Below are 21796 nucleotides of genomic sequence, written 5' to 3'. Positions count from 1 at the left end.
CAGGGTCAGGCGCCTCGCAGGCTGGCTCCGACGGCCTTGTCGACCTCACGGACGGCCGCATCGCGGGCGACGTTGACCTCCTCCGTCGTGAGCGTACGCTCCGGCGAGCGGAAGAAGAGCCGGTAGGCGAGCGACTTCTTGCCCTCGCCGACCTGCTCGCCCTCGTAGATGTCGAACAGCGCCAGCGACTCGAGGTTCTCCCCACCGCCGCGGTGCAGTGCGTCCTCGACGACCGCCGCGGTGACGCCGGAATCGACGACGAGCGCGACGTCGGAATGCGCCTGCGGGTACGTGGCGATCGGCTCCGCGACCCCGGTCCTCTCGGCGAACGCCGAGAGGGCGTCGAGGTCGAGTTCGCCGGCCACCACGCGCGGCGGGAGGCCGAGGGTCGTGAGTACCTTCGGGTGAAGCTCACCCGCGTGACCGATGACGCTGGCGTCAGGCAGCATGATCTGGGCACAGCGGCCCGGGTGGAACGGGGCCACGTCGGCCTGCGCCACCTCGAGCTGCACGCCGAGCACGCGACCGATGCCGAGCGCGGTGGCGACGGCGTCGCTCCAGTCGCTCGAGCGGCCTGCACCCCACCAGCCCTTGCGTTCACCGTCACCGGTCATCACCCAGGCGACGTGGCGCGGCTGAGCCGGGACGGCGTCACGGATGGCGGCGAGAACCTCGGGCGTCGGGTGCACTCCGACCCGCTCGGTCGGCGCCGTTCCCGCGGGGCCGGCCACGACGAGACCGAGCTCGAACAGGCCCACGTCCTTGAAGCCGCGCGCGATGTTGCGCTTGAGCGACTCGAGCATCGTCGACAGGACGCTGGTGCGCAGCAACGGCGCCTCGTCCGACAACGGGTTGCTCAGGCGGACGGTGGAGCGTCGCGTGTCATCTGCCCCGTAGCGCAGCTTCGTGTGCAACTCGTCGCTGACGAAGGGCAGCGAGATGATCTCTGAGAGCCCCTGGGCGGCGAGTGCGTTGGCCACAGTGCGGCGGTAGCGCTGCGACGCCGTGAGGCCGCGCCCGGCGACGGGGCGCGCGAGGACCGAGGGGATCTGGTCGTAACCGCGCAGGCGGGCAACCTCCTCGACGAGGTCGGGCCCCGTCGTGAGGTCGGGGCGCCACGACGGCGCCGTGACGTTCCACCGTGCCTCCTCGACTCGCTCGACGACGCAGCCGACCGCGGTGAGAGTCGCCTCCACCTCGTCGTCGGTGTACGAGACGCCGACGAGGCGCGTGGGCTGCTGCGGGTCGAACGCGATCGGCGCGGCCGGCGCGACGGTGTCGAGGTCGGTGACGCCGTCGTCGACGCGGCCGCCGCCGTACTCGACGAGAAGATCGACGGCCAGCTGCGCTGCCGCGGCGGCGATCGCCGGGTCGACACCGCGCTCGAAGCGCTTGGACGCCTCGCTGCTCAGTCGGTGACGACGGGCGCTTCGGGCGATGCTGACCGGGTCGAAGTGCGCGGCCTCGATGAGGATGTCGCTCGTCGTGTCGCTCACCTCGCTCTCGGCGCCGCCCATGACGCCGGCGATGGCGAGCGGACGCTCACCGCCGTCGGTGATGAGGAGGTCCTCGGCGAAGAGCGTGCGCTCCACGTCGTCGAGGGTCGTGATCTTCTCCCCCGCCCGCGCGCGACGCACGACGATTTCCTCACCGAGCGTGGCGAGGTCGAAGGCGTGCAGCGGCTGGCCGAGGCCCAGCATGACGTAGTTCGTGATGTCGACGGGCAGGGAGATCGAGCGCATCCCCGCCTCCGTCACGGCCTGGGACAGCCAGGCCGGCACCGGCGCCGCCGGGTCGACGCCGCGCACGATGCGGGCCACGTAGCGGTCGCACCCGATGTTTACGCGCAGCGGCGCGTCGTCGTCGACCCGCACGGGGTAACCCGAGGCGTTGGCCTCCGGGGCACGCGAGTTGAGTTCGAGCACCGGGTCGGTGAAGCGGGCCCCCGTCGAGTGGCCGTACTCGCGCGCGACGCCACGGATGGAGAAGCAGTAGCCGCGGTCCGGGGTGACGTTGACCTCGACCGTCTCGCGGTCGAGACCCAGCAGCGGCAGGGCGTCCTGGCCGGGCGTGAGGTCGCTCGCCTCGACTCCGAGACGCTGCGGGAGCAGGATGATGCCGTGCGAACCGTCGTCGGGCAGGCCGAGTTCGTCGGCTGCACAGATCATGCCGGCCGAGAGGTGACCGTAGGTCTTGCGGGCGCTGATGGCGAAGCCACCGGGCAGAACGGCACCGGGCAGGACGACGACGACGGTGTCGCCGGCGTCGAAGTTGTGCGCGCCGCACACGATGCCCTGGGGCTCACCGGTTCCGTTGGCGTCGCCGACGTCGACGGAGCACCAGTTGATGACCTTGCCGTTCTTCTGCTCCTCGGGCTCCTTCGTCAGAACGCGCCCGACGACGAGCGGGCCGGTGATGCCGCCGCCGTGGATCGCCTCCTCCTCGAGACCGATCTTGACGAGGTCGGCCGCTACCTGGAGACCTGTTGCTCCGGCCGGGACGTCGACGTACTCACGCAGCCATTCGATGGGAACTCGCATTGCCTCAGACCTCCAAGCCGAACTGGGCGTCGAAGCGCACGTCGCCCTCGATCATCTCGCGCATGTCGGATGCGCCGGTGCGGAACATGAGCGCTCGCTCGACGCCCATGCCGAACGCGAATCCGCTGTACTCGCTCGGGTCGACGCCGCAGGCGCGCAGGACGTTCTCGTTGACCATGCCGCAGCCACCCCACTCGATCCAGCCGGTGCCGCCGCACGTGCGACAGGCCGGGTCTTCCCCGCGGCAGACGAAGCAGCGCAGATCCATCTCGGCGCTCGGCTCGGTGAACGGGAAGTAGTTGGGACGCAGACGCGTCGTGATGCCTTCGCCGAACAGCTGCGTGGCGAGATGGTCGAGCGTTCCCTTGAGGTGGGCCATCGTGATGCCCTTGTCGACGGCGAGGCCCTCGAGCTGGTGGAAGACCGGCAGGTGCGTGGCGTCGAGTTCGTCCGTGCGGTAGGCCTTGCCCGGCGCGACGATGTAGAGCGGCACACCGCGCTCGAGCATCGAGCGAGCCTGGACGGGCGACGTGTGCGTACGCATGACGAGCCCACCGTCGGCCGGGTCGAGGTAGAAGGTGTCCTGCATCTGGCGGGCAGGGTGGTCCTCGTCGAAGTTGAGCGCGTCGAAGACGAACCACTCGGCCTCGACCTCGGGGCCCTCGGCCACCTCCCAGCCCATGCCGACCATGAGGTCGACCATGAGCTGCTGCATCATCTCGACGGGGTGACGGCCACCGACCGGGCGGCGCAACGTCGTCGCTGTCGTGACGTCGACGGCCTCCTCGGTGAGGATGCGCTCGTCGCGCTCTGCCTCGAGCTCGGCCTGACGCTCCTTGATCGCCTGACCCACGCGTCCGCGCGCCTGGCCGACTCGCTTGCCCGCCTCGGCCTTGGCCGTCGGCGGCAGCGCACCGATCTCACGGTTGGCGAGAGCGAGGGGCGACTTGTCGCCGGCGTGGGCGAGGCGTGCGTCCTTCAACTCCTCGAGCGAGTTCGCGGCCGCAATGGCGCTGAGGGCGTCGGTGACGTTCGACTCCACGACCTCGGGGTCCAGTGCGGACACCTCGACCGGGTCGTAGTTGGTGTTGGGGCCAGACATGGGCCCGAGTCTATCGAGTGCGCGCAAGCCGGAATGACGCGCCGTGTCAGTGCTGCGCGCCCGCCGAGGCGTAGAGGCAGACGGTGGCCGCCATGGCCAGGTTGAGCGACTCGGCAGCGCCGTAGATCGGCACGCACACGACGTCGTCGCAGGCCTCGCGGACTTCGGGTTCGAGGCCCCAGGCCTCGTTGCCCATGACCCACGCGTGCGGCGTGGAGAGCTCGACGTCCGGAAGCAGCGTCGTGCCGACACCGTCCGCGGCGTGCAGCGTCAGCCCGGCGTCGCGGCAGCGGGCGAAGATGTCCTCGATGGCGGCACCGCGACAGATCGGCAGGTGCCACAGCGAACCCACGGTCGAGCGCACGACCTTGGGGTTGTAGATGTCGACACTCGAGTCGCTGACGATGACGGCGTCAGCACCCGTCGCGTCGGCGCCGCGGATGACGGTGCCCGCATTACCGGGGTCCCTCACGTTCGTGAGGACCACGACGAACTTCGGCGAACCGGCGAGCACCTCGTCGAGGGTGCGGTCGACGGGTCGCGCGACGGCGATGATCCCCTGCGGCTGCTCGGTGTCGCACATCTCGGCGAGCACCTGGGCAGAGCAGTCGTGGACGAATCGACGCTCGTCAGGCTCCGCGTCGCGCTGCCAGGAAAGCGCCATCTCCCGCAGGTCCGGGTGACGTTCGGTGGCCTCGGCGTCGAGGTAGAGGTCGCGGATCGTCTCGGGCGCGAAACGGATCAGTTCGCGCACGGCCTGGCGTCCCTCGACGAGGAACAGTCCGGCCTTCTCACGCGCAGAACGCCGCCCCAGTGCCCTGACCTGCTTGACCCGATCGGAGCGGGTGTTCGTGATCATGGCGTGGAGCGGCGTTCGATGCGAAAGAGGTGCCTAGGAGAATCAGGCAGCCGGCGTCTGGGCCGGGACGTTCTTCTTGGCGATCTCGACGAGCGCGGCGAAGGCCGGGGCGTCGTTGACGGCCAGCTCGGCGAGCATGCGACGGTCGACCTCGATGCCAGCGGCCTTGAGGCCCTGGATGAAGCGGTTGTACGTCATGCCGTTGAGGCGAGCCGCAGCGTTGATGCGCTGGATCCACAGGCGACGGAAGTCACCCTTCTTGGCGCGACGGTCACGGTAGGCGTAACCGAGGCTGTGCGTCACCTGCTCCTTCGCCTTGCGGTAAAGGCGCGAGCGCTGGCCGCGGTAACCGCTGGCCTGCTCGAGAACGGTACGACGCTTCTTCTGGGCGTTTACTGCCCGCTTCACGCGTGCCACGTGAGTACTCCTTGTTCATGGGCGGCGGCGCCGGGCGCCTGCCGCAAAAGCTGGTTGAGGGAAAAGTTCGGCTTACTTACCGAGAAGCTTCTTGATCTTCTTCTCGTCGGACGGCGCAACGACGACGTCGTTCACGAGGCGACGCGACTGACGCTTGGCACGCTCTTCGAACTTGTGGACGTGGCGGGCGCGCTGGCGCATGACCTTGCCCTTACCGGTGACACGGAAACGCTTCTTGGCACCGCTGTGCGTCTTCATCTTCGGCATAGCCGACTCCTTCGCTCACTCGGCGCGCTCGTGCACGCCGGCTGTCTGACGGCCCGCCACCGGTCTCCCGGCGCGGGGGTCTTCACCCGAGGGTGAAGGACGATTTCAGTTGGCTGCCTCGTCGGCAGCCGGCTCCGCAGCGGGAGCCTCGGTCTCGGCGGCCTGCGTCGCGGGAGCAGCCTTGCTCGCCTTCGCAGCCTCGCGACGACGACGGTCCTCGGCGCGAGCCTCGGCCTTCTTCTTCGTCGGGCCGAGAACCATGACCATGTTGCGGCCGTCCTGCTTCGGCGCGCTCTCGATGAACGCCAGCTCGGCGACGTCCTCGGCGAGCTTCTGGAGCAGTCGGAAACCGAGCTCCGGGCGCGACTGCTCGCGACCGCGGAACATGATGGTGACCTTGACCTTGTCACCGGCCGACAGGAACCGAACGACGTGACCCTTCTTGGTGTCGTAGTCGTGCTGGTCGATCTTCGGTCGAAGCTTGATCTCCTTGATGACCGTGTTGACCTGGTTCTTGCGAGACTCGCGGGCCTTCATGGCGGCTTCGTACTTGAACTTGCCGAAGTCCATGAGCTTGGCGACCGGGGGCTTGGCCTGCGGCGCGACCTCCACGAGATCGAGATCCGCTTCCGCCGCGAGGCGCAGCGCGTCCTCGACTCGGACGATGCCCACCTGCTCACCGTTGGGGCCAACCAACCGGACCTCGGGTACACGGATCCGATCGTTGATGCGTGGCTCAGCGCTGATGGCCGACTCCTTCACTGTTGTGACGATTCGTTCCACCGCCGAGGCGGAGAAACGCGAAAAGGCTTCTTGCCTACGCAAGAAGCCTTCGTCTCAACGTTTCGCACGCTCTCAGGTATTCCCCGAGAACAGGCTCACCGGGGTGAGCCTTGTACGAACCATGACCACGACCCTGCCTCCCGTGGGAGAACCGAGGGTGGAGACCGAAGTCCCTCTTGCGCACCGTTCGTGGTGTGATTTTCGCGGATCGCTCCGGGAGAGCACCACACGTACGGCTGGTAGCACCCAGAGTAACAGTCCGGCGAGCGCCCTCCAAACCCGGCGAAGCGGACCCTCCCCCACTCACGCGGACGCCCGTCGCGCACTGCGGGAGCGCTGCGCCCGCCGTCCACCGACGATGAGCACCCCGGCCACGCAGATGAGGGCTCCGAGCCCGCCCACGGCGGCGAAACCGCCGGCGAAGCCGTGACTGTCGATGGCCCATCCGGCGATCGGTCCGCCCAGCGCGCCGCCCGTCGTGAGGAAGGAGCCGTGCCAGCCCATCGCCTCACCGCGCACCCGCTCCGGAACGGCGCGAGCAACGGCGTCGACGGAGGTCGTCATCGTGGGCGCGCAGAACATGCCGGCGAGGAAGGCACCGAGTGCCAGGGTGAGCATGCGCGAGGCGAGTCCGATCGGCACGGTGGCCGCTGCCCACGAGTGCTGTGGCTGCCAGGATGGAGACGCCTGTCCTTCGTCGTCCCACGACGACCTCCTTCTCATGTCGCACCCAATTTTTCTGCTCAGTTGAGCAATAGGGAGCACACATGAGTAAAGTGTGATGTGACGCACAGTGTCAACCCTCATCTCAGGAGGCCTCATGGTCGACGTGAACCTGCCGCTGACTCAGCTGCACATGGTCCAGGCGGCGCGCCGCTATTACCTCGACGACGCCTCCAAGGTGCAGATCGCCGAGGAACTCGGCATCAGCCGGTTCAAGGTGGCTCGCCTGCTCGAGGCCGCTCGCGACAGTGGAGTCGTGCGCATCGAGATCCTGGACCCCGGCGCCGTCAAGGACCAGTTGTCCCAGGACCTACGCGAGCGTTTCGGGCTGCGTCATGCGCTCGTCGTCGACGTCGAGGCCCTCGCCGGCGGCGAGAAGCTGGCTGAACTCGGCCGCGCTGCCGCATCCCTCATGCAACGCGTCGCACAGCCCACGGACGTCATAGGCCTGCCGTGGAGTCGCATGGTGGCGCAGACCGTTCCGTTCTTCGAAGGATTGCCTCCGGTGCCGATCGTCCAGCTGTCGGGAGCCCTCGACCTCCCGGCACACGAGGCCTCCCCCGTTGACGTCGTGCGTGACGCCGCCCGCCTCACCGGCGGCGAGCCACGCGTGTTCTACGCGCCGCTTGTCGCGACGGACGCCGAGGCCGCGCGCGTCATCCGGGCACAGACAGCCGTGGCGGGCACCCTCGACGAGGCACGTCACTGCTCGCTCGCACTCGTCGGCATCGGGGGGTGGAGCGAAGGCGCAAGCACGCTGTACGACCTCGCCACCGAGGACGAGCGAGACGAACTCGAGCGGCTCGAGGTCGTCGGGGAGATCGCCGGATCGCTGTTCAACACCGACGGCGAACCGGTCGAATCGGGGCTGAGCGCACGCCTGGTCAGCATGAGCCCCCGCGATCTGCGGCTCATCACCGAGGTCGTCGCCGTCTCCCACGGAGCGGCTCGAGCGGAGGCGCTGCGCGCCGGGATCAAGGGCGGCTACGTCACGTCGGCCGTCGTCGACACCGAGCTCGCCCGCGCATTGCTCGGCGCACCCGCGGACGCCTCGGCAAGTTCTACCGGCCGGTAGAGGCGTCGACTCCCGCTAACCGGCCCCGGGGGTTTAGGCTCGCACTCGTGGCTAAGCACTTTGATGTCGTCGTCCTCGGCGCCGGTCCCGGTGGGTACGTCGCGGCAATCCGCGCCTCCCAGCTCGGGCTGAGCGTCGCCGTTATCGAGAAGAAGTACTGGGGAGGTGTCTGCCTCAACGTCGGGTGTATCCCGTCGAAGGCCCTTCTGAAGAACGCGGAACTCGCGCACGTGCTCACGCACGAGAAGGACAAGTTCGGCATCACCGGTGATGCCTCGATGGAGTACGGCCCGACGCACAAGCGTTCCCGCCAGGTCTCCGCGGGCATCGTCAAGGGTGTCCACTACCTCATGAAGAAGAACAAGATCACCGAGATCGACGGCTGGGGCACGCTCAAGTCCGACAAGACGGTCTCGGTGGAACTCAACGACGGCGGCAGCGAGGACGTCACCTACGACAACCTCATCATCGCCACGGGCGCCACCGTGCGCACGATGCCGGGCGTCGACCTGAGCGAGAACATCGTCAGCTACGAGGAGCAGATCCTCACCGACGAGCTGCCGAAGTCGATCATCATCGGCGGTTCGGGCGCCATCGGCGTCGAGTTCGCCTACGTCATGAAGAACTTCGGCGTCGACGTCACGATCGTCGAGTTCGCCGACCGCATGGTGCCCACCGAGGACGCCGACGTGTCCAAGGAGCTGCTCAAGCACTACAAGAAGCTCGGCGTCAAGGTCATGACCGGCACGAAGGTCGAGAAGGCCGAGGACACCGGCTCCGGCGTCAAGGTCACTGTCTCCCCCGCGAAGGGTGGCGACAGTCAGGTACTCGAAGCCGACAAGATGCTCTCCGCGTTCGGCTTCAAGCCGCGCACCGAGGGCTACGGCCTCGAAGACCTCGGCGTCGAGCTCACCGACCGTGGTGCCATCGCGATCGACGGCCGCGGCCGCACGAACGTCGAGGGCGTCTACGCCATCGGTGACGTCACCGCCAAGCTCATGCTCGCCCACACGGCCGAGGCGATGGGCATCGTCGCCGCGGAGACGATCGCCGGCGCAGAGACCATGGAGATCAACTTCGACATGATCCCGCGCGCCACGTACTGCCAGCCGCAGGTGGCCTCGTTCGGCTACTCCGAGGCTCAGGCCAAGGAGAAGGGCTACGACGTCAAGACGGCAACGTTCCCCTTCACGGCCAACGGCAAGGCCATGGGCCTCGGCGAGGCCGTCGGCTTCGTCAAGGTGATCGCGGACGCCAAGCACAACGAACTGATCGGCGCCGCGATGATCGGCCCGGACGTCACGGAGCTTCTGCCGGTACTCAACCTGGCTCAGCAGTGGGACCTGACGGCCGACGAGGTGTCGCGCAACATCTTCGCGCACCCGACGCTCGGCGAGGCTGTCAAGGAAGCCGTTCACGGCATCGCGGGGCACATGATCAACCTCTGATCGCGCACCGCGCAGCGCTCCACGGGGCGGCACTCCATGACGGAGTGCCGCCCCGTTCTGCGTCGGCCCTCGGCCGCAGAAGGGCACAGATGGACGCACGGTCAACCGATCTTCACGCCACGGCGGGCGGCGCCACGCCCGCACGAGCGTCAGCAGGTGAATTCCAGGTGAACATCGCACGGTCGAACCTGTCGAATTGCCCGTCATCACGTGAAATTCTCGCGATGGGGGATGGACAAACGCCGTCACGGCCTCAGACTGGGAGACGTGGACCTTTCCCTCATCCTCCTCGGGCTCGTCGTCGTCACGGCCCTTGCCTTCGATTTCACCAACGGCTTCCACGACACCGGTAACGCGATGGCCACGTCCATCGCCACGGGTGCGCTGAAGCCGAAGGTGGCCGTCGCCCTTTCGGGCATCCTCAACCTCGTCGGAGCGTTCCTCTCCGTCGAGGTCGCGCTCACCGTCACGAACGCCGTCATCAAGATCCAGAGCAAGGACGGCTCACCCAAGCCGGAGTTCCTCGCCGATCACGGCCAGGCTTTGTTGCTCATCGTCCTCGCGGGCCTCGTCGGCGGCATCGTCTGGAACCTCCTCACGTGGCTCCTCGGCATCCCGAGCAGCTCGAGCCACGCCCTGTTCGGTGGCCTCATCGGCGCCGCGATCGCCGCCATCGGCTTCGGCGGCGTCAAGTGGGTCGGTGACGGTACGAAGCTCGACGGCGTGGTCGGCAAGGTCATCGCCCCGGCGCTCCTGTCGCCCGTCATCGCCGTCATCGTCGCGGCGATCGGCACGAAGTTGATCTACGCCATCACGAAGAAGGTTCAGCACAAGGAGGCAGAGCGCGGCTTCCGCTGGGGCCAGATCTTCAGCGCCTCGCTCGTCTCCCTGGCACACGGCACGAACGACGCCCAGAAGACGATGGGTGTCATCACCCTCGCCCTCATCGGCTACGGCTCCTGGACCGACACCGAGTCGGTCCCGTTCTGGGTCAAGCTGTCCTGTGCCCTGGCCATCGCGCTCGGCACCTACCTCGGTGGCTGGCGCATCATCCGCACCCTCGGCAAGGGTCTCGTCGAGATCGAGTCCCCCCAGGGCATGGCTGCCGAGTCTTCGAGTTCGGCCGTCATCCTCGTCTCGAGCCACATGGGCTTCGCGCTCTCCACGACGCACGTCGCCACCGGTTCCATCCTCGGTACCGGCATCGGCAAGCGCGGCGCCGAGGTGCGCTGGAGCGTGGCCGTTCGCATGGTCGCCGCCTGGCTCATCACGCTCCCGTCGGCCGCGCTCGTGGGTGCGCTCATGTGGTACGTCGGTGACCTCATCGGCGGCGTCGCCGGTGGCATCGTCATCTTCGCCATCCTGTGCGCCGCCTCGCTCTACATGTGGATGCGCTCGCGCAAGGCTCCGGTCGACCACAACAACGTCAACGACTCCTGGGAGCCCGAGGAGATCGCTGCGACGCACATCCCGCCGGTCGTCGACGAGACGAACTCGGACAAGCCCTCCACGTCCAAGGCAGGTACCCGATGAAGACGCTCTCCCTCGCGTTCAACAGTGCGTGGCACGTCCTGGCCGTCGGCATCGTGCTCGGCGCCGGCGTCCCCGCGCTCTTCGCCTTCGGAATCCGCGGCCTCGCGGCTTCGTCGGGCCAGATGACCGACGACTCCACGCGTCGTGCGTGGGGAAAGCCGGTCGCTGCGGTGTGCTTCCTTCTCGTGTGTGCTGCCATCGCGCTCGGTCTGACGATCATCGTCAGCTCCGGCTTCGACATGAAGGTCTCCTTCGAGCACATCTACCCGACGCTGGTCGAGAAGAAGTAAGAACGACGTGAACCCCGCACTCGAGCGCATCGTGGGGTGGCTGCGCCACAGCTACCCTGCCGGCGTTCCCGAGCGAGACTTTCAGCCGTTGCTCGCCCTCATGCGCCGCCGCCTCAGCGAGGACGAGGTCCACGAGCTCGGTGATCGTCTCGTGGCCGACGGACTCGTTCCGGCTGACCGCATCGATGTCGGCGTCGGCATCACGAAGGTGACGCAGGATCTGCCGGCACCCGATGAGATCGACCGGGTCGTCCACCACTTGGAAGCCTACGGCTTTCCCGTCAACGACGACTGGCGCTGAGGGGCCCGCCCTTCACGACATGACAGTGGGGCTGCACAACCGATCGGTTGTGCAGCCCCACTCTCGTGTGGTGGCGCGGCTGTTTCAGACCTCGAGCTCCTCAGCCGTGAACGCGAACGCGAGCCCTTCGATCCTGGCTCGGGTTTCACCGTCGCCGGCCAGGCGCTCCCCCACGCGGGTTGCGAGAGCCTGCAGCTCTTCCTGGGCCAGACCGGGAGTCAGCTGCAGACGCAGTCGAAGAACGCCCTCCCCGGCGTCCTCGAGCCGGCGGCCGAGAACCGCGTTCCCCTCGGGCACGAGCGCCGCATCGACGGCTTTGGCCACGAACGGGTCCTCGTGAGCGGGTAGCCACGCCTGCTGCTGCGCGAGCGCCCACAGCATGCTCGCGCGTACCACGACGCGGTGCGACGAGGCCATGTCGAGCAGGAGTACCTCACACTGCTCCGATATGGCTGCCTGAGCGGCGAACGCGGCGCGCACCGGTGAGGGCCGCGCTTTCGGGTCCCAGCGCGCGAGGTCTTCGAGGCTGGAGAAGACCGGGAGCCCCTTCGTTCCGTCCGGCGCGGTGAGCGTCACGACGGCCATGTCGGTGGACTTCTCCACCGCAAGGGTCCCGGATTCGTCGACCTCGGTGGGCGCGGCGACGATCGGCACGAGCAGACGCGACTCGGCCAGTGCGGCCACCCAGTCGCTCTCGTTCCCGCTCTCCAATGCTGCGACCAGGGCAGGGTCTGCGGCGCCGGTGTCGTCGTCGAAGCCGGTGCTCGTCACCTGGCGGCCGGTGAACGGAATGCCGGCGGTGTCGGCCGACTCCCCCGCAGGGTCGATGTTCGGGTTGTGTGCGCCGCTCATCACTCGGGGCGGCCGGCGGCGTCGAGCGCGTCGGCGAGCGTGATGGTGCCCTTGTAGAGCGCGGAACCGATGATGGCGCCTTCGACGCCGGAGGGCACGAGCTCGCGCAGTGCGCGCACGTCGTCGAGCGTCGTGACGCCGCCGGAGGCGACCACCGGACGGTCCGTGCGGGCGCAGACCTCGGACAGGAGCTGCGTGTTCGGGCCGGCGAGCATGCCGTCCTTCGCGACGTCGGTGACGACGTAGCGGGCACAGCCCTCGCTGTCGAGACGCGCCAGCGTCTCCCACAGGTCACCGCCCTCGCGGGTCCAACCGCGCGCCGCGAGCGTCGTACCGCGCACGTCGAGACCGACGGCGATGCGGTCGCCGTGTTCGGCGATGGCGGCAGCCGTCCACTCGGGGTTCTCGAGGGCAGCCGTGCCGAGGTTCACGCGGCGACAGCCCGTGGCGAGCGCTGCCTCGAGCGACTCCGCGTCGCGGATGCCGCCGCTCATCTCCACCTTGATGTCGAGCTCACCGACGATGCGCGCGAGGAGTTCACGGTTCGTCCCGCGTCCGAACGCAGCGTCGAGGTCGACGAGGTGGAGCCACTCGGCACCGGCCCCCTGCCAAGCCTTTGCAGCGGCGATCGGGTCACCGAACTGGCCGCCGGTGCCGGAGACGCCCTGGACGAGCTGGACGGCCTGGCCCTCCGAGACGTCGACGGCGGGCAGGAGTTCGAGGCGGGGGCTGGTCGACATGACGAACCTTTCGGTCGATTACAGGCTGCGAAGCCAGTTGGTCAGCAGGTGAGCGCCGGCGTCGCCGGACTTCTCGGGGTGGAACTGAGTCGCGGCGAGAACCCCGTCTTCGATGGCGGCCACGAAGCGTTCGCCGTGCGCGGCGTAGGTCGCCTCTCGGCCCTCGCCGAGCTGAGCCGAGGCAGCGAAGGAGTGGACGAAGTAGAAGCGCTCCCCCTCGATGCCCGCGAAGAGCGTCGTCGTGACCGGCGGCTCGACGCGCGACCATCCCATGTGCGGGACGACGGGGGCCGCGAGACGCTCGACCTGACCGGGCCATCGCCCGAGGCCGGGCTGCGGGGACGTGGAGGGTTCGCTCGAGCCGTCGAACATCACCTGCATGCCGACACAGACGCCGAGCACCGGCGCACCGGCCGCGAGACGATCGTCAATGAGTCGGCGCCCGCCGGCCGCCTCCAAACCCGCCATGCAGGCGTGGAAGTTGCCCACACCGGGCACGAACAGGCCGTCGGCTGCCGCGACGAGCTTCGGGTCGGCCGTCAGTTCGACGTTCGCTCCGATCCGTTCGAGCATGCGCACGGCAGAGCGGATGTTGCCGCTGCCGTAGTCGAGGACGACGACGCGCTTCATGACTTCTCCCCCGCGTTGACGCGGCCTTCGATCTCGGCGCGCTCCTCGCGCTCGTCCGTGACGTGCTTGTCGAAGCGGCGAACGGCCTTCGCGGTGGGCTCGACGAGGACGGCGTCGATCTTCGCCGTTCGCGCGAGGCCGAGCAGGTGCCCGGCGTTCACGCCAAGCGCAGCCATGATGCCGCGCAGAAGGTCGGCCGGTGCTGCGTCCGGCTGGGCCAGCACACGCCCGAGCGCTTCGGGGTGGGCGTCGTGACCGGCCGAGAGCAGGTCGCCGAGGGAGGCCTGCGGCAAGGCTGCCCGCACGGGGCCGATGCCCTGCTGCACGACAAACCACCGCGGCAGTGAACGCCACGCGCGCGGCTGGACGACGGTGATGGCCTGCTTCTCGGTGGGGATGAAGGCGAGCGACGGACGCAGCGCCATCGGCACCGGGCGCGCCGCGATCATCTGCGCAGGGTCGTCGTACGGAGCCTGTGCGTGTCCAGGTCCGGCCGGGACGACAGCGCACCACGGCCCGTCGATGTCGATGACGTAGGCAGGAACCGTGCCTCGCTCGACCCACGAGGTGACGCGCGAGACCTCACCGCGCACGACGACGACGGCGTCGACGGCTGCGGTGAAGCCGGTGTTCTGGGCGACCTTGGGCATCAGATCACAGAGCGCCCTTCGCGCTCGGGATGCCCTGAACGCGCGGATCCTTGGCGACGGCCGCACGCAGTGCACGGGCGATGGCCTTGAACTGGGCCTCGACGATGTGGTGAGGGTCGCGCCCGGAGATGACGTTGACGTGCAGCGCGATGCCCGCGTTGTAACCGAGCGACTCGATGACGTGCTGCGTGAGCGAACCGATGTAGTTGCCACCGATGACGGCGTAAATCTGCCCCTCGGGCTCACCGGTGTGCACGACGTAGGGGCGCCCCGCGACGTCGACGACGGCCTGGACGAGCGCCTCGTCCAGCGGCACCATGGCGTCGCCGAACCGGGAGATGCCCGCCTTGTCGCCGAGCGCTTCGCGCAGGGCCTGACCCAACACGATGGCGGTGTCCTCCACCGTGTGGTGTGCGTCGACGTCGAGGTCGCCCGTGGCGCGGATACGCAGATCGATGAGGCTGTGCTTGCTCAGCGAGTCGAGCATGTGGTCGTAGAAGCGCACGCCTGTGCGTACGTCGGACGTGCCGGTGCCGTCGAGGTCGAGCCACAGGCGGATGCTCGCCTCCTTCGTCGTGCGCTCGATGAAGGCGGTGCGGTGGTCTGCAGGGACCTCGGGTACGTCGAACCCGTCGGCGGTCACGTTCTGGTCGTTCATGTCATCCCTTGTGGGTCGGAGCGAGGTCGGTGAGGGCGGCGAGCACGGCGTCGGTCTCGCGCGGCGTGCCGGCCGTGATGCGCAGGTGATGGGAGATGCCGACGTCACGCACGAGGATGCCGCGATCGAGCAGCGCCTGCCAGGTCTGCTTCTCGTCGGCGAAGCCGCCCACGAGGACGAAGTTGGCGTCGCTCGGCGTGGGGGTGAAACCCAGCTCGGTGCACGTCGCCACGATGCGGTCGCGTTCGTGCTTGATCGCGTCCACCATGCCCAGCATCTCGTCGGCGTGGTCGAGCGCGGCGAGCGCGACGGCCTGCGTCACCGACGACAGGTGGTAGGGCAGGCGCACGAGACGCATCGCGTCGCAGAACTCCTGCGAGGCGGCGAGGTAGCCGACGCGGGCGCCGGCGAACGAGAAGGCCTTGCTCATCGTGCGGCTGACGACGAGGCGCGGGCGGCCGTCGAGGAGCTCGACAGCGCTGGCCGTTCCGGGGCGCGCGAACTCGACGTAGGCCTCGTCGACGATGACAACGGCGTGGTCGGTGGCATCGTAGATCGCCTCGACGACGTCGTTCGTCACGGCGGTGCCCGTCGGGTTGTTCGGCGTGCAGACGAACACGACGTTCGGCTGGTGCTCACGCACCTGCTCGACGGCGAGGTCGGCGTCGAGGTCGTAGACACCCTCGTGGCGATCGCGCAGACCGTCGATCCACGTCGTTCCCGCGCCACGGCTGATGATGGGGTGCATCGAGTAGCTCGGCGTGAAACCGAGCGCCGTGCGCCCCGGGCCCCCGAAGGCCTGCACGATGTGGCTGAGCACCTCGTTGGAGCCGTTCGCGGCCCAGATCTGCTCGATCGGAAGGCGAACACCGGTGACGCGTGCCAGGTACTCGGCGAGGGCGGCACGCAGCTCGGTGAACTCGCGGTCCGGGTAGCGGTTGAGCCCGCCGGCGGCCTTCTCGACACGCTCGACGATGCTCGCGACAACGCTCTCGGGTACGTCGTAGGACGACTCGTTCGTGTTGAGCGCGACGGGCACGTCGAGCTGCGGAGCGCCGTACGGGCTCTTCCCCTGCAGTTCGGGGCGCAGCAGCGATTCGAGGGACTGCTCGCTCATGCGCGCCCTTCCTCGTCCTGCTCGAAGCGCGCCGTGACGGCCTCGCCGTGGGCCGGAAGGTCCTCGGCGTTCGCCAGGGTGACGACGACGTCGGCGACCTCGGCGAGGGCGTCACGCGAGTACTCGACGATGTGGACGCCCGTGAGGAACGACTGCACCGACAGACCGCTCGAGTGGCAGGCACAGCCGCCCGTGGGCAGCACGTGGTTGGAGCCGGCGGCGTAGTCGCCGAGGCTCACCGGCGAGTAGGTGCCGACGAAGATGGCACCGGCGTTGCGCACCCGCATCGCGTCCTCGCGGCTGTTCGCCGTGTGGATCTCGAGGTGCTCAGCGCCGTAGGCGTCGACGACGCGCAGACCGGCTGTCACGTCGTCGACGAGGACGATGGCCGACTGCGGACCGCCGAGGGCCGTGGTCACGCGCTCGGTGTGCTTCGTCGCGGCGACGCGGCGCTCGAGAGCAGCCTCGACGTCACTCGCCAGACGCTCGGAGTCGGTGACGAGAACCGACGCAGCGAGGTTGTCGTGTTCGGCCTGGCTGATGAGGTCGGCGGCCACGTGGTCGGCGTCGGCCGTGTCGTCGGCGAGGACGGCGATCTCGGTGGGGCCGGCCTCGGCGTCGATGCCGATGAGCCCCTTGAGCAGACGCTTGGCAGCCGCGACGTAGATGTTGCCCGGACCGGTGACGAGGTTGACGGGCTCACACACGGTGGCGCCGTCCTTCTCGCGCGCGCCGTAGGCGAACATCGCGACGGCCTGCGCACCACCGACGGCGTAGACCTCGTCGACGCCGAGCAACGAGCACGCGGCGAGGATGGTGGGGTGCGGGTAGCCGACGAAGTCGCCCGTGTTGTGCTCCTGGGGCGGGCTCGCAACGGCGATGGAACCGACGTTCGCCACCTGCGCGGGCACGACGTTCATGACGACGGAACTCGGGTAGACCGCCAGTCCGCCGGGCACGTAGAGGCCCACCCGCTCGACCGGGATCCAGCGTTCTGTGACGGTGCCGCCCTCGGAGACGGTCGTCGTGACGTCGGTTCGGGCCTGGTCGGCGTGGACGATGCGCACGCGGCGAATCGCCTCGACGAGGGCGCCACGCACCGCCGGGTCGAGCTGTTCCTCGGCGGCCTTCAGGACCTCCGCGGGTACGCGAAGGTGCGTGGGACGCACACGGTCGAAGCGCTCCCCCAGCTCCCGCAGGGCGTCGGCGCCGTCATGGCGCACCTGCTCACAGATCGGTCGCACCACCTCGAGTGCGGCCTCGATGTCGAACTGGGCGCGCGGCAGCGCATCGCGCAGGCCACGAGCGTCCAGGGCGCTGAGCGCTGAACCACGAAGATCACGGCGAGAAATCACCCGTCCAGTCTAGGCGGGCGGCGAAAGTGCCCTCGCGCACGTCTCACGTGCCAGAAACTCAGCGGCGGAAGCTCGGGCCCCGCCTGGTCTCCTCGGACTCGCCGTAGAAGACACGATCGACGACGAGGCGCGCACGGCGTGCGAGCTTGCGGTACTCCTCACCGAGTTCACGCCCGTCCCCGCGCGGCATGCCGAGGAGCGTGGCGATGCCCTCGCTGTCACGCAGGTCCGAAGGCAACGACTCGACGGGGCGACCCCGCCACAGCACCGACGCATTGCGCACGCGCGAGGCCATGATCCACGCCTCGGCGAGCACCTCGGCGTCGTGCTCGTCGAGCAGGTCGAGTTCGGCCAGCGCCCGGAGGGTGGAGACGGTGCTCGTCCCGCGCAGTTCCTCGTGGTCGTGGGCGTGCTCGAGCTGGTAGAGCTGCACGCACCATTCGACGTCGGAGAGTCCGCCGCGGCCCAGCTTGAAGTGGGTGCGAGGGTCGGCTCCGCGCGGGATGCGCTCGGCCTCCATGCGCGCCTTGAGCGTCCGGATCTGACGGATCGACTTCTCCGAGATACCGCCCTCGGGCCAGCGAAGCGGATCGATGAGGGCCTCGAAGTCACGCCCGAGGGAGGGATCACCGACGACGAAGGCGGCGCGCAGCAGCGCCTGGGCCTCCCAACCCTCCGACCAGCGTTCGTAGTAGCTCGCGTACGAATCGATGGAGCGCACGAGCGGCCCGCTCTTGCCTTCAGGGCGCAGGTCGGCGTCGATCTCGAGCTTCGGGTCCGAGCCGGGCAGGTGCACGAGGCGACGCAACTGCGTGACGACGGCGAGCGCCTGGTCCTGGGCAGCCGAGGCGTCAGCTCCCTCGCGCGGGCGGTGGACGAAGATGACGTCGGCGTCCGAGCTGTAGCCGAGTTCGCCTCCGCCGTAACGGCCCATGCCGATGACGGCGATGTCGGTGATCTGTTCCTTCTCGCTGCCGAGCACCTCGCGCCAGGCGAGGTCGAGGCCGACCTGGAGCGTGGCGGACATGATGTCGGTGAGTGCGCCCGAGACGCCGTCGAGGTCGATCTCGTGGAGCACGTCGGCGATGGCCACGCGAGTGAGTTCGTTGCGGCGCACCGAGCGCGCCGCGAGCATCGCCTTCTCGACGTCCTGCTGGCGGCTGACGACAGACGCCATCGTCGAGGCGATGGCCGTGCGTGAGCGCGGTACGCGGCGAGAGGACTCCGCGAACAGTTTGACGCTCTCGGGTGCGCGTTCGAGAAGGTCGGCCACGTAGCGCGAGCGCGAGAGCACCTCGGCGAACAGTTCGGCGGTGCTGCCCTCGCGCAGGGTGTTGAGGTACCAGTGCGACGTGCCCAGCTCGTCACTGATGCGCCGGTAGGCCAGAAGTCCCGCGTCGGGAGTCGGGCCGTCGGCGAGCCACTGCAGGATGACCGGCATGAGGGTGCGCTGGATCTGCGCGCGACGCGTGAGGCCCGCGGTGAGCGCTTCGAGGTGACGCAGAGCGCCCGCCGGATCCGCGTACCCGAGCGCCGAGAGGCGGTCGCGAGCGCCTTCGTCGGACAGGCGCGCATCGTCGTCGTCCAGGCGCGCGACGGCCGAGAGAAGAGGCCTGTAGAAGAGCTTCTCGTGCAGGCGGCGCACGGAACGCGACAGATCGCGCCAGTGGCGCGTCACCGATTCGGCGGGGTCGCTCGTGAAGCCCACGGCGCGACCGAGACGACGCAGGTCGGCGTCGTTCGTCGGCATGAGGTGCGTGCGGCGCATCTTGCTCAGCTGGATGCGGTGTTCGAGCACGCGCAACTGGCGATAGGACGTGTCGAGCGCCGAGGCATCCGTGCGCCCGACATAGCCCCACGAACTCAAGGTCATGAGAGCGTCGAGCGTCGAGCGTGCGCGCACCCGATCGTCGGTGCGTCCGTGCACGAGCTGGAGCAGCTGCACGGAGAACTCGATGTCGCGCAGACCACCCTGGCCGAGCTTGATCTGTCGCTCCTGCTCGTGCGAGGGAACGTGCGCCTCGACGCGTCGACGCATCGCCTGGGCGTCCTCGACGAAGTTCTCCCGCTTGCTCGCCTGCCACACCATCGGGCGGATGAGCTCGGTGTACGCCTCGCCGAGGGCCACGTCGCCCGCGACAGGCCGTGCTTTGAGCAGCGCCTGGAACTCCCAGCCCTTGGCCCAGCGCTCGTAGTACGCCTTGTGGCTCTCGAGGGTGCGCACGAGCGGACCCTGCTTGCCTTCGGGGCGCAGTGCCGCGTCGACCTGCCACAGCGAACCCTCACCGGTGCTTGCGGAACAGGCGCGCATCATCTCGGTGGCGAGTTCGGTGGCCACCCGCAGTGCCACGTCCTCGTCAGCACCCTCGGCTGGTTCGGCGACGAAGACAACGTCGACGTCGGAGATGTAGTTGAGCTCGCGACCGCCGGTCTTGCCCATGCCGATGACGGCCAGACGCGCCTGATCGGCCCCGTCGATCCTCGTCGTGGCGATGTGCAGACCCGCCTCGAGGGCAGCGCCCGCAAGGTCCGCGAGCGAGGCCGCCGTGGCCGGCAGGACGTTGACCGCGATCTCGGTGACGTCGAGCGCCGCGATCTGCACGAGCTGACGGCGGTAGGCGACGCGCAGGGCGTCGTAGGCCGTGACCTTCTCGTCCCGACCGTTGATCTCCGCGATGAGCAGACGGGCCAGCGTGTCCTGATCCCGCCGCTGTGCGGCGACGACGTCACGCCACTGGTCGGGCTTGGCGACGAGGTGGTCACCCAGCGCGCTCGACGCACCCATGACGCCGAGAAGGCGTGCGCGGGCCTCGGTGTCACTCAACGCGTCGGCGAGCGCCTCACGCTCACCGTCGTCGAGGACCTCCCGCAGGCGAGCCAGGAGGAGCAACGCCTGATCCGGGTCGGCTACCGCCGTGACCGTGGCCAACAGCGAGCCCTGATCGAGCAGGTCCGACACCTCCGCGGCAAGGCTCTGGGCGCGCGTCGTGTCGAGGAATCCGGCGCGCCGCCAGGGCGACGAGCCTGCTCGGGCGGCGTTGGCGTTCACAGCCGACGCAGGTCCTGCTTGATCTCGAACTCCGTGACCTGGTCGCGGTAGGCGGCCCACTCGGCGCGCTTGTTGCGCAGCACGAAGTCGAAGACGTGTTCACCGAGCACCTCGGCGACGAAGTCGCTCTCCTCCATCGTGCGGATCGCTTCGTCGAGCGAGGCCGGCAGAGGCTCGATGCCCATGGCGTGACGCTCACGCTCGGTGAGGTTCCACACGTCGTCCTCGGCCTCGGGCGGCAGGTCGAGCTCGTCCTCGATGCCCTTGAGCCCGGCGCCGAGGAGAACCGAGTACGCGAGGTAGGGGTTGGCTGCGGCGTCGAGCGAACGCACCTCGACGCGGGTGCTCTGCCCCTTCGACGGCTTGTACATGGGCACGCGCACCATGGCGCTGCGGTTGTTGTGCCCCCAGCAGATGTGCGCGGGCGCCTCGGCGCCGCCCCACAGGCGCTTGTAGCTGTTGACGTACTGGTTCGTGATGGCGGTGAACTCCGGCGCGTAGCGCAGCAGTCCCGCGATGAAGTGACGGCCGGTGCGCGAGAGCTGGTAGGGCGCTCCCGGCTCGTGGAAGGCGTTCGTGTCTCCCTCGAAGAGCGAGAGGTGGGTGTGCATGCCGCTACCGGGCTCCCCCGCCATCGGCTTGGCCATGAAGCTCGCGAAGTAGCCCTGTTCGAGAGCGACCTCCTTGACGACGGCCTTGAACGTCTGGATGTTGTCGGCCATCGAGAGGGCGTCGGCGTAGCGCAGGTCGATCTCGTTCTGGCCGGGCCCGCCCTCGTGGTGGCTGAACTCGACGGAGATGCCCATGTTCTCGAGCATCGTGATGGCCGCGCGACGGAAGTCGTGGGCCGTGCCGTGCGGCACGTGGTCGAAGAAGCCCGCCGAGTCGACCGGCACCGGGCGACCGCGACGCAGTTCTTTCTCGAAGAGATAGAACTCGATCTCGGGGTGGGTGTAGAAGGTGAAGCCGAGGTCACCGGCCTTCGTCAGCGCTCGGCGCAGGACGTCACGCGGATCGGCCAGGCTCGGGCTGCCGTTCGGCAGGAGGATGTCGGCGAACATCCGGGCCGTACCGGGGTTCTCACCGCGCCACGGGAGCACCTGGAACGTCGAGGCGTCGGGGCGAAGGAGCATGTCGGCCTCGTAGACGCGGGCGAACCCGTCGATCGACGAGCCGTCGAAGCCGATGCCCTCGGAGAACGCGCCTTCCAGTTCAGCGGGCGCGACGGCCACCGACTTGAGGGTGCCGAGCACATCCGTGAACCACAGACGGACGAATCGGATGTCACGTTCTTCGATCGTGCGCAGCACGAACTCCTGCTGTCGGTTCATGGAACTCATCCTGCCTCACTCGGCCCGCGAACGCGGAGCGGCCCCGGGGAGACTCCCCGGGGCCGCTCACATGCCG

The 21796-nt window shown here is 68.7% G+C and carries 21 protein-coding genes; 5 read left to right on the top strand and 16 right to left on the bottom strand.

Annotated elements, in window-relative coordinates; all coding sequences use genetic code 11:
* Positions 1 to 5 precede the first annotated feature (5 nt).
* The 7 genes from pheT to EVU97_RS09945 form a co-directional block, all read right to left on the bottom strand.
* A complete protein-coding gene (pheT, locus tag EVU97_RS09975; RefSeq protein WP_129665448.1) occupies positions 6 to 2540 on the bottom strand; it encodes a phenylalanine--tRNA ligase subunit beta in 2535 nt (844 codons plus the stop codon).
* Between the two features lie 4 nt (positions 2541 to 2544).
* Positions 2545 to 3642: a phenylalanine--tRNA ligase subunit alpha gene (pheS, locus tag EVU97_RS09970; RefSeq protein ID WP_047312126.1), complete on the bottom strand. Its 1098-nt coding sequence runs from the start codon at positions 3640 to 3642 to the stop codon at positions 2545 to 2547.
* Between the two features lie 46 nt (positions 3643 to 3688).
* Entirely contained in the window at positions 3689 to 4501 is an 813-nt protein-coding gene (locus tag EVU97_RS09965; protein WP_129665446.1) for an RNA methyltransferase, read from the bottom strand.
* Positions 4502 to 4543: 42 nt separating this feature from the next.
* Complete coding sequence (gene rplT / locus EVU97_RS09960; RefSeq protein WP_047312124.1) at positions 4544 to 4918, bottom strand: 50S ribosomal protein L20; 375 nt, start codon at positions 4916 to 4918, stop codon at positions 4544 to 4546.
* Positions 4919 to 4990: 72 nt separating this feature from the next.
* A complete protein-coding gene (rpmI, locus tag EVU97_RS09955; protein WP_047312123.1) occupies positions 4991 to 5185 on the bottom strand; it encodes a 50S ribosomal protein L35 in 195 nt (64 codons plus the stop codon).
* A gap of 105 nt (positions 5186 to 5290) precedes the next feature.
* A complete protein-coding gene (infC, locus tag EVU97_RS09950) occupies positions 5291 to 5947 on the bottom strand; it encodes a translation initiation factor IF-3 (RefSeq protein ID WP_047312122.1) in 657 nt (218 codons plus the stop codon).
* Between the two features lie 324 nt (positions 5948 to 6271).
* The gene (locus EVU97_RS09945; protein ID WP_255417463.1) at positions 6272 to 6691 is read right to left on the bottom strand and encodes an MFS transporter; all 420 of its coding nucleotides are present in this window, start codon (positions 6689 to 6691) and stop codon (positions 6272 to 6274) included.
* 97 nt (positions 6692 to 6788) lie between these two features.
* Between EVU97_RS09945 and EVU97_RS09940 the strand changes: the two genes are divergently transcribed.
* The 5 genes from EVU97_RS09940 to EVU97_RS09920 all read left to right on the top strand — a co-directional run bounded on the left by EVU97_RS09940 (position 6789) and on the right by EVU97_RS09920 (position 11338).
* Positions 6789 to 7766 (top strand): sugar-binding transcriptional regulator, encoded by a 978-nt coding sequence (locus EVU97_RS09940; RefSeq protein ID WP_129665442.1) that lies wholly within the window; start codon positions 6789 to 6791, stop codon positions 7764 to 7766.
* A gap of 47 nt (positions 7767 to 7813) precedes the next feature.
* Positions 7814 to 9214, top strand: coding sequence for a dihydrolipoyl dehydrogenase (gene lpdA, locus EVU97_RS09935; RefSeq protein ID WP_129665440.1), 1401 nt, complete (start codon positions 7814 to 7816; stop codon positions 9212 to 9214).
* Between the two features lie 267 nt (positions 9215 to 9481).
* Positions 9482 to 10747: an inorganic phosphate transporter gene (locus EVU97_RS09930; RefSeq protein WP_047312118.1), complete on the top strand. Its 1266-nt coding sequence runs from the start codon at positions 9482 to 9484 to the stop codon at positions 10745 to 10747.
* Entirely contained in the window at positions 10744 to 11037 is a 294-nt protein-coding gene (locus EVU97_RS09925; protein ID WP_129665438.1) for a hypothetical protein, read from the top strand. Before EVU97_RS09930 ends, EVU97_RS09925 begins: the two co-directional genes overlap by 4 nt.
* 7 nt (positions 11038 to 11044) lie before the next feature.
* Positions 11045 to 11338: a DUF3349 domain-containing protein gene (locus EVU97_RS09920; protein WP_047312116.1), complete on the top strand. Its 294-nt coding sequence runs from the start codon at positions 11045 to 11047 to the stop codon at positions 11336 to 11338.
* Positions 11339 to 11422: 84 nt separating this feature from the next.
* Here the strand turns inward: EVU97_RS09920 and EVU97_RS09915 are convergent, their stop codons facing one another.
* Genes EVU97_RS09915 through glnA form a run of 9 tightly spaced genes read right to left on the bottom strand, consistent with a single transcriptional unit; the run spans position 11423 to position 21720 of the window.
* Positions 11423 to 12190, bottom strand: coding sequence for an SseB family protein (locus EVU97_RS09915; protein WP_129665436.1), 768 nt, complete (start codon positions 12188 to 12190; stop codon positions 11423 to 11425).
* Positions 12190 to 12930, bottom strand: a complete 741-nt coding sequence (priA, locus tag EVU97_RS09910; RefSeq protein WP_129665434.1) for a bifunctional 1-(5-phosphoribosyl)-5-((5-phosphoribosylamino)methylideneamino)imidazole-4-carboxamide isomerase/phosphoribosylanthranilate isomerase PriA — start codon at positions 12928 to 12930, stop codon at positions 12190 to 12192. The genes EVU97_RS09915 and priA overlap by 1 nt, the downstream gene beginning before the upstream one ends.
* A gap of 18 nt (positions 12931 to 12948) precedes the next feature.
* Positions 12949 to 13560 (bottom strand): imidazole glycerol phosphate synthase subunit HisH, encoded by a 612-nt coding sequence (gene hisH / locus EVU97_RS09905; RefSeq protein WP_047312113.1) that lies wholly within the window; start codon positions 13558 to 13560, stop codon positions 12949 to 12951.
* Entirely contained in the window at positions 13557 to 14210 is a 654-nt protein-coding gene (locus tag EVU97_RS09900; RefSeq protein ID WP_129665432.1) for a hypothetical protein, read from the bottom strand. Before EVU97_RS09900 ends, hisH begins: the two co-directional genes overlap by 4 nt.
* 4 nt (positions 14211 to 14214) lie before the next feature.
* A complete protein-coding gene (hisB, locus tag EVU97_RS09895; protein ID WP_047312111.1) occupies positions 14215 to 14868 on the bottom strand; it encodes an imidazoleglycerol-phosphate dehydratase HisB in 654 nt (217 codons plus the stop codon).
* Position 14869: 1 nt separating this feature from the next.
* Positions 14870 to 15985 carry a histidinol-phosphate transaminase gene (locus EVU97_RS09890; RefSeq protein ID WP_129665430.1) on the bottom strand — a complete coding sequence of 372 codons (1116 nt, stop codon included), beginning with the start codon at positions 15983 to 15985 and terminating at the stop codon, positions 14870 to 14872.
* Positions 15982 to 17340 carry a histidinol dehydrogenase gene (hisD, locus tag EVU97_RS09885; protein WP_129665428.1) on the bottom strand — a complete coding sequence of 453 codons (1359 nt, stop codon included), beginning with the start codon at positions 17338 to 17340 and terminating at the stop codon, positions 15982 to 15984. The genes EVU97_RS09890 and hisD overlap by 4 nt, the downstream gene beginning before the upstream one ends.
* 58 nt (positions 17341 to 17398) lie before the next feature.
* On the bottom strand, positions 17399 to 20389 hold the full coding sequence (locus tag EVU97_RS09880) for a bifunctional [glutamine synthetase] adenylyltransferase/[glutamine synthetase]-adenylyl-L-tyrosine phosphorylase (protein ID WP_129665426.1): 2991 nt from the start codon (positions 20387 to 20389) through the stop codon (positions 17399 to 17401).
* Complete coding sequence (gene glnA / locus EVU97_RS09875) at positions 20386 to 21720, bottom strand: type I glutamate--ammonia ligase (RefSeq protein WP_129665424.1); 1335 nt, start codon at positions 21718 to 21720, stop codon at positions 20386 to 20388. Before glnA ends, EVU97_RS09880 begins: the two co-directional genes overlap by 4 nt.
* Between the last annotated feature and the right edge of the window lie 76 nt (positions 21721 to 21796).

The organism is Dermacoccus sp. 147Ba (assembly GCF_004151355.1).
GTDB classification, from domain to species: domain Bacteria; phylum Actinomycetota; class Actinomycetes; order Actinomycetales; family Dermatophilaceae; genus Dermacoccus; species Dermacoccus abyssi.
The sequence above is the reverse complement of the archived record's forward strand: the minus strand, read 5'-3'. Positions and strand labels throughout refer to the sequence as shown.

Coding starts and splice junctions, on each gene's coding strand:
- pheT (WP_129665448.1), bottom strand. CDS start 2,540: ATGCGAGTTCCCATCGAATGGCTGCGTGAGTACGTCGACGTCCCGGCC.
- pheS (WP_047312126.1), bottom strand. CDS start 3,642: ATGTCTGGCCCCAACACCAACTACGACCCGGTCGAGGTGTCCGCACTG.
- EVU97_RS09965 (WP_129665446.1), bottom strand. CDS start 4,501: ATGATCACGAACACCCGCTCCGATCGGGTCAAGCAGGTCAGGGCACTG.
- rpmI (WP_047312123.1), bottom strand. CDS start 5,185: ATGCCGAAGATGAAGACGCACAGCGGTGCCAAGAAGCGTTTCCGTGTC.
- EVU97_RS09945 (WP_255417463.1), bottom strand. CDS start 6,691: ATGAGAAGGAGGTCGTCGTGGGACGACGAAGGACAGGCGTCTCCATCC.
- EVU97_RS09940 (WP_129665442.1), top strand. CDS start 6,789: ATGGTCGACGTGAACCTGCCGCTGACTCAGCTGCACATGGTCCAGGCG.
- EVU97_RS09925 (WP_129665438.1), top strand. CDS start 10,744: ATGAAGACGCTCTCCCTCGCGTTCAACAGTGCGTGGCACGTCCTGGCC.
- EVU97_RS09915 (WP_129665436.1), bottom strand. CDS start 12,190: ATGAGCGGCGCACACAACCCGAACATCGACCCTGCGGGGGAGTCGGCC.
- priA (WP_129665434.1), bottom strand. CDS start 12,930: ATGTCGACCAGCCCCCGCCTCGAACTCCTGCCCGCCGTCGACGTCTCG.
- hisH (WP_047312113.1), bottom strand. CDS start 13,560: ATGAAGCGCGTCGTCGTCCTCGACTACGGCAGCGGCAACATCCGCTCT.
- EVU97_RS09900 (WP_129665432.1), bottom strand. CDS start 14,210: ATGCCCAAGGTCGCCCAGAACACCGGCTTCACCGCAGCCGTCGACGCC.
- hisB (WP_047312111.1), bottom strand. CDS start 14,868: ATGAACGACCAGAACGTGACCGCCGACGGGTTCGACGTACCCGAGGTC.
- EVU97_RS09890 (WP_129665430.1), bottom strand. CDS start 15,985: ATGAGCGAGCAGTCCCTCGAATCGCTGCTGCGCCCCGAACTGCAGGGG.
- glnA (WP_129665424.1), bottom strand. CDS start 21,720: ATGAACCGACAGCAGGAGTTCGTGCTGCGCACGATCGAAGAACGTGAC.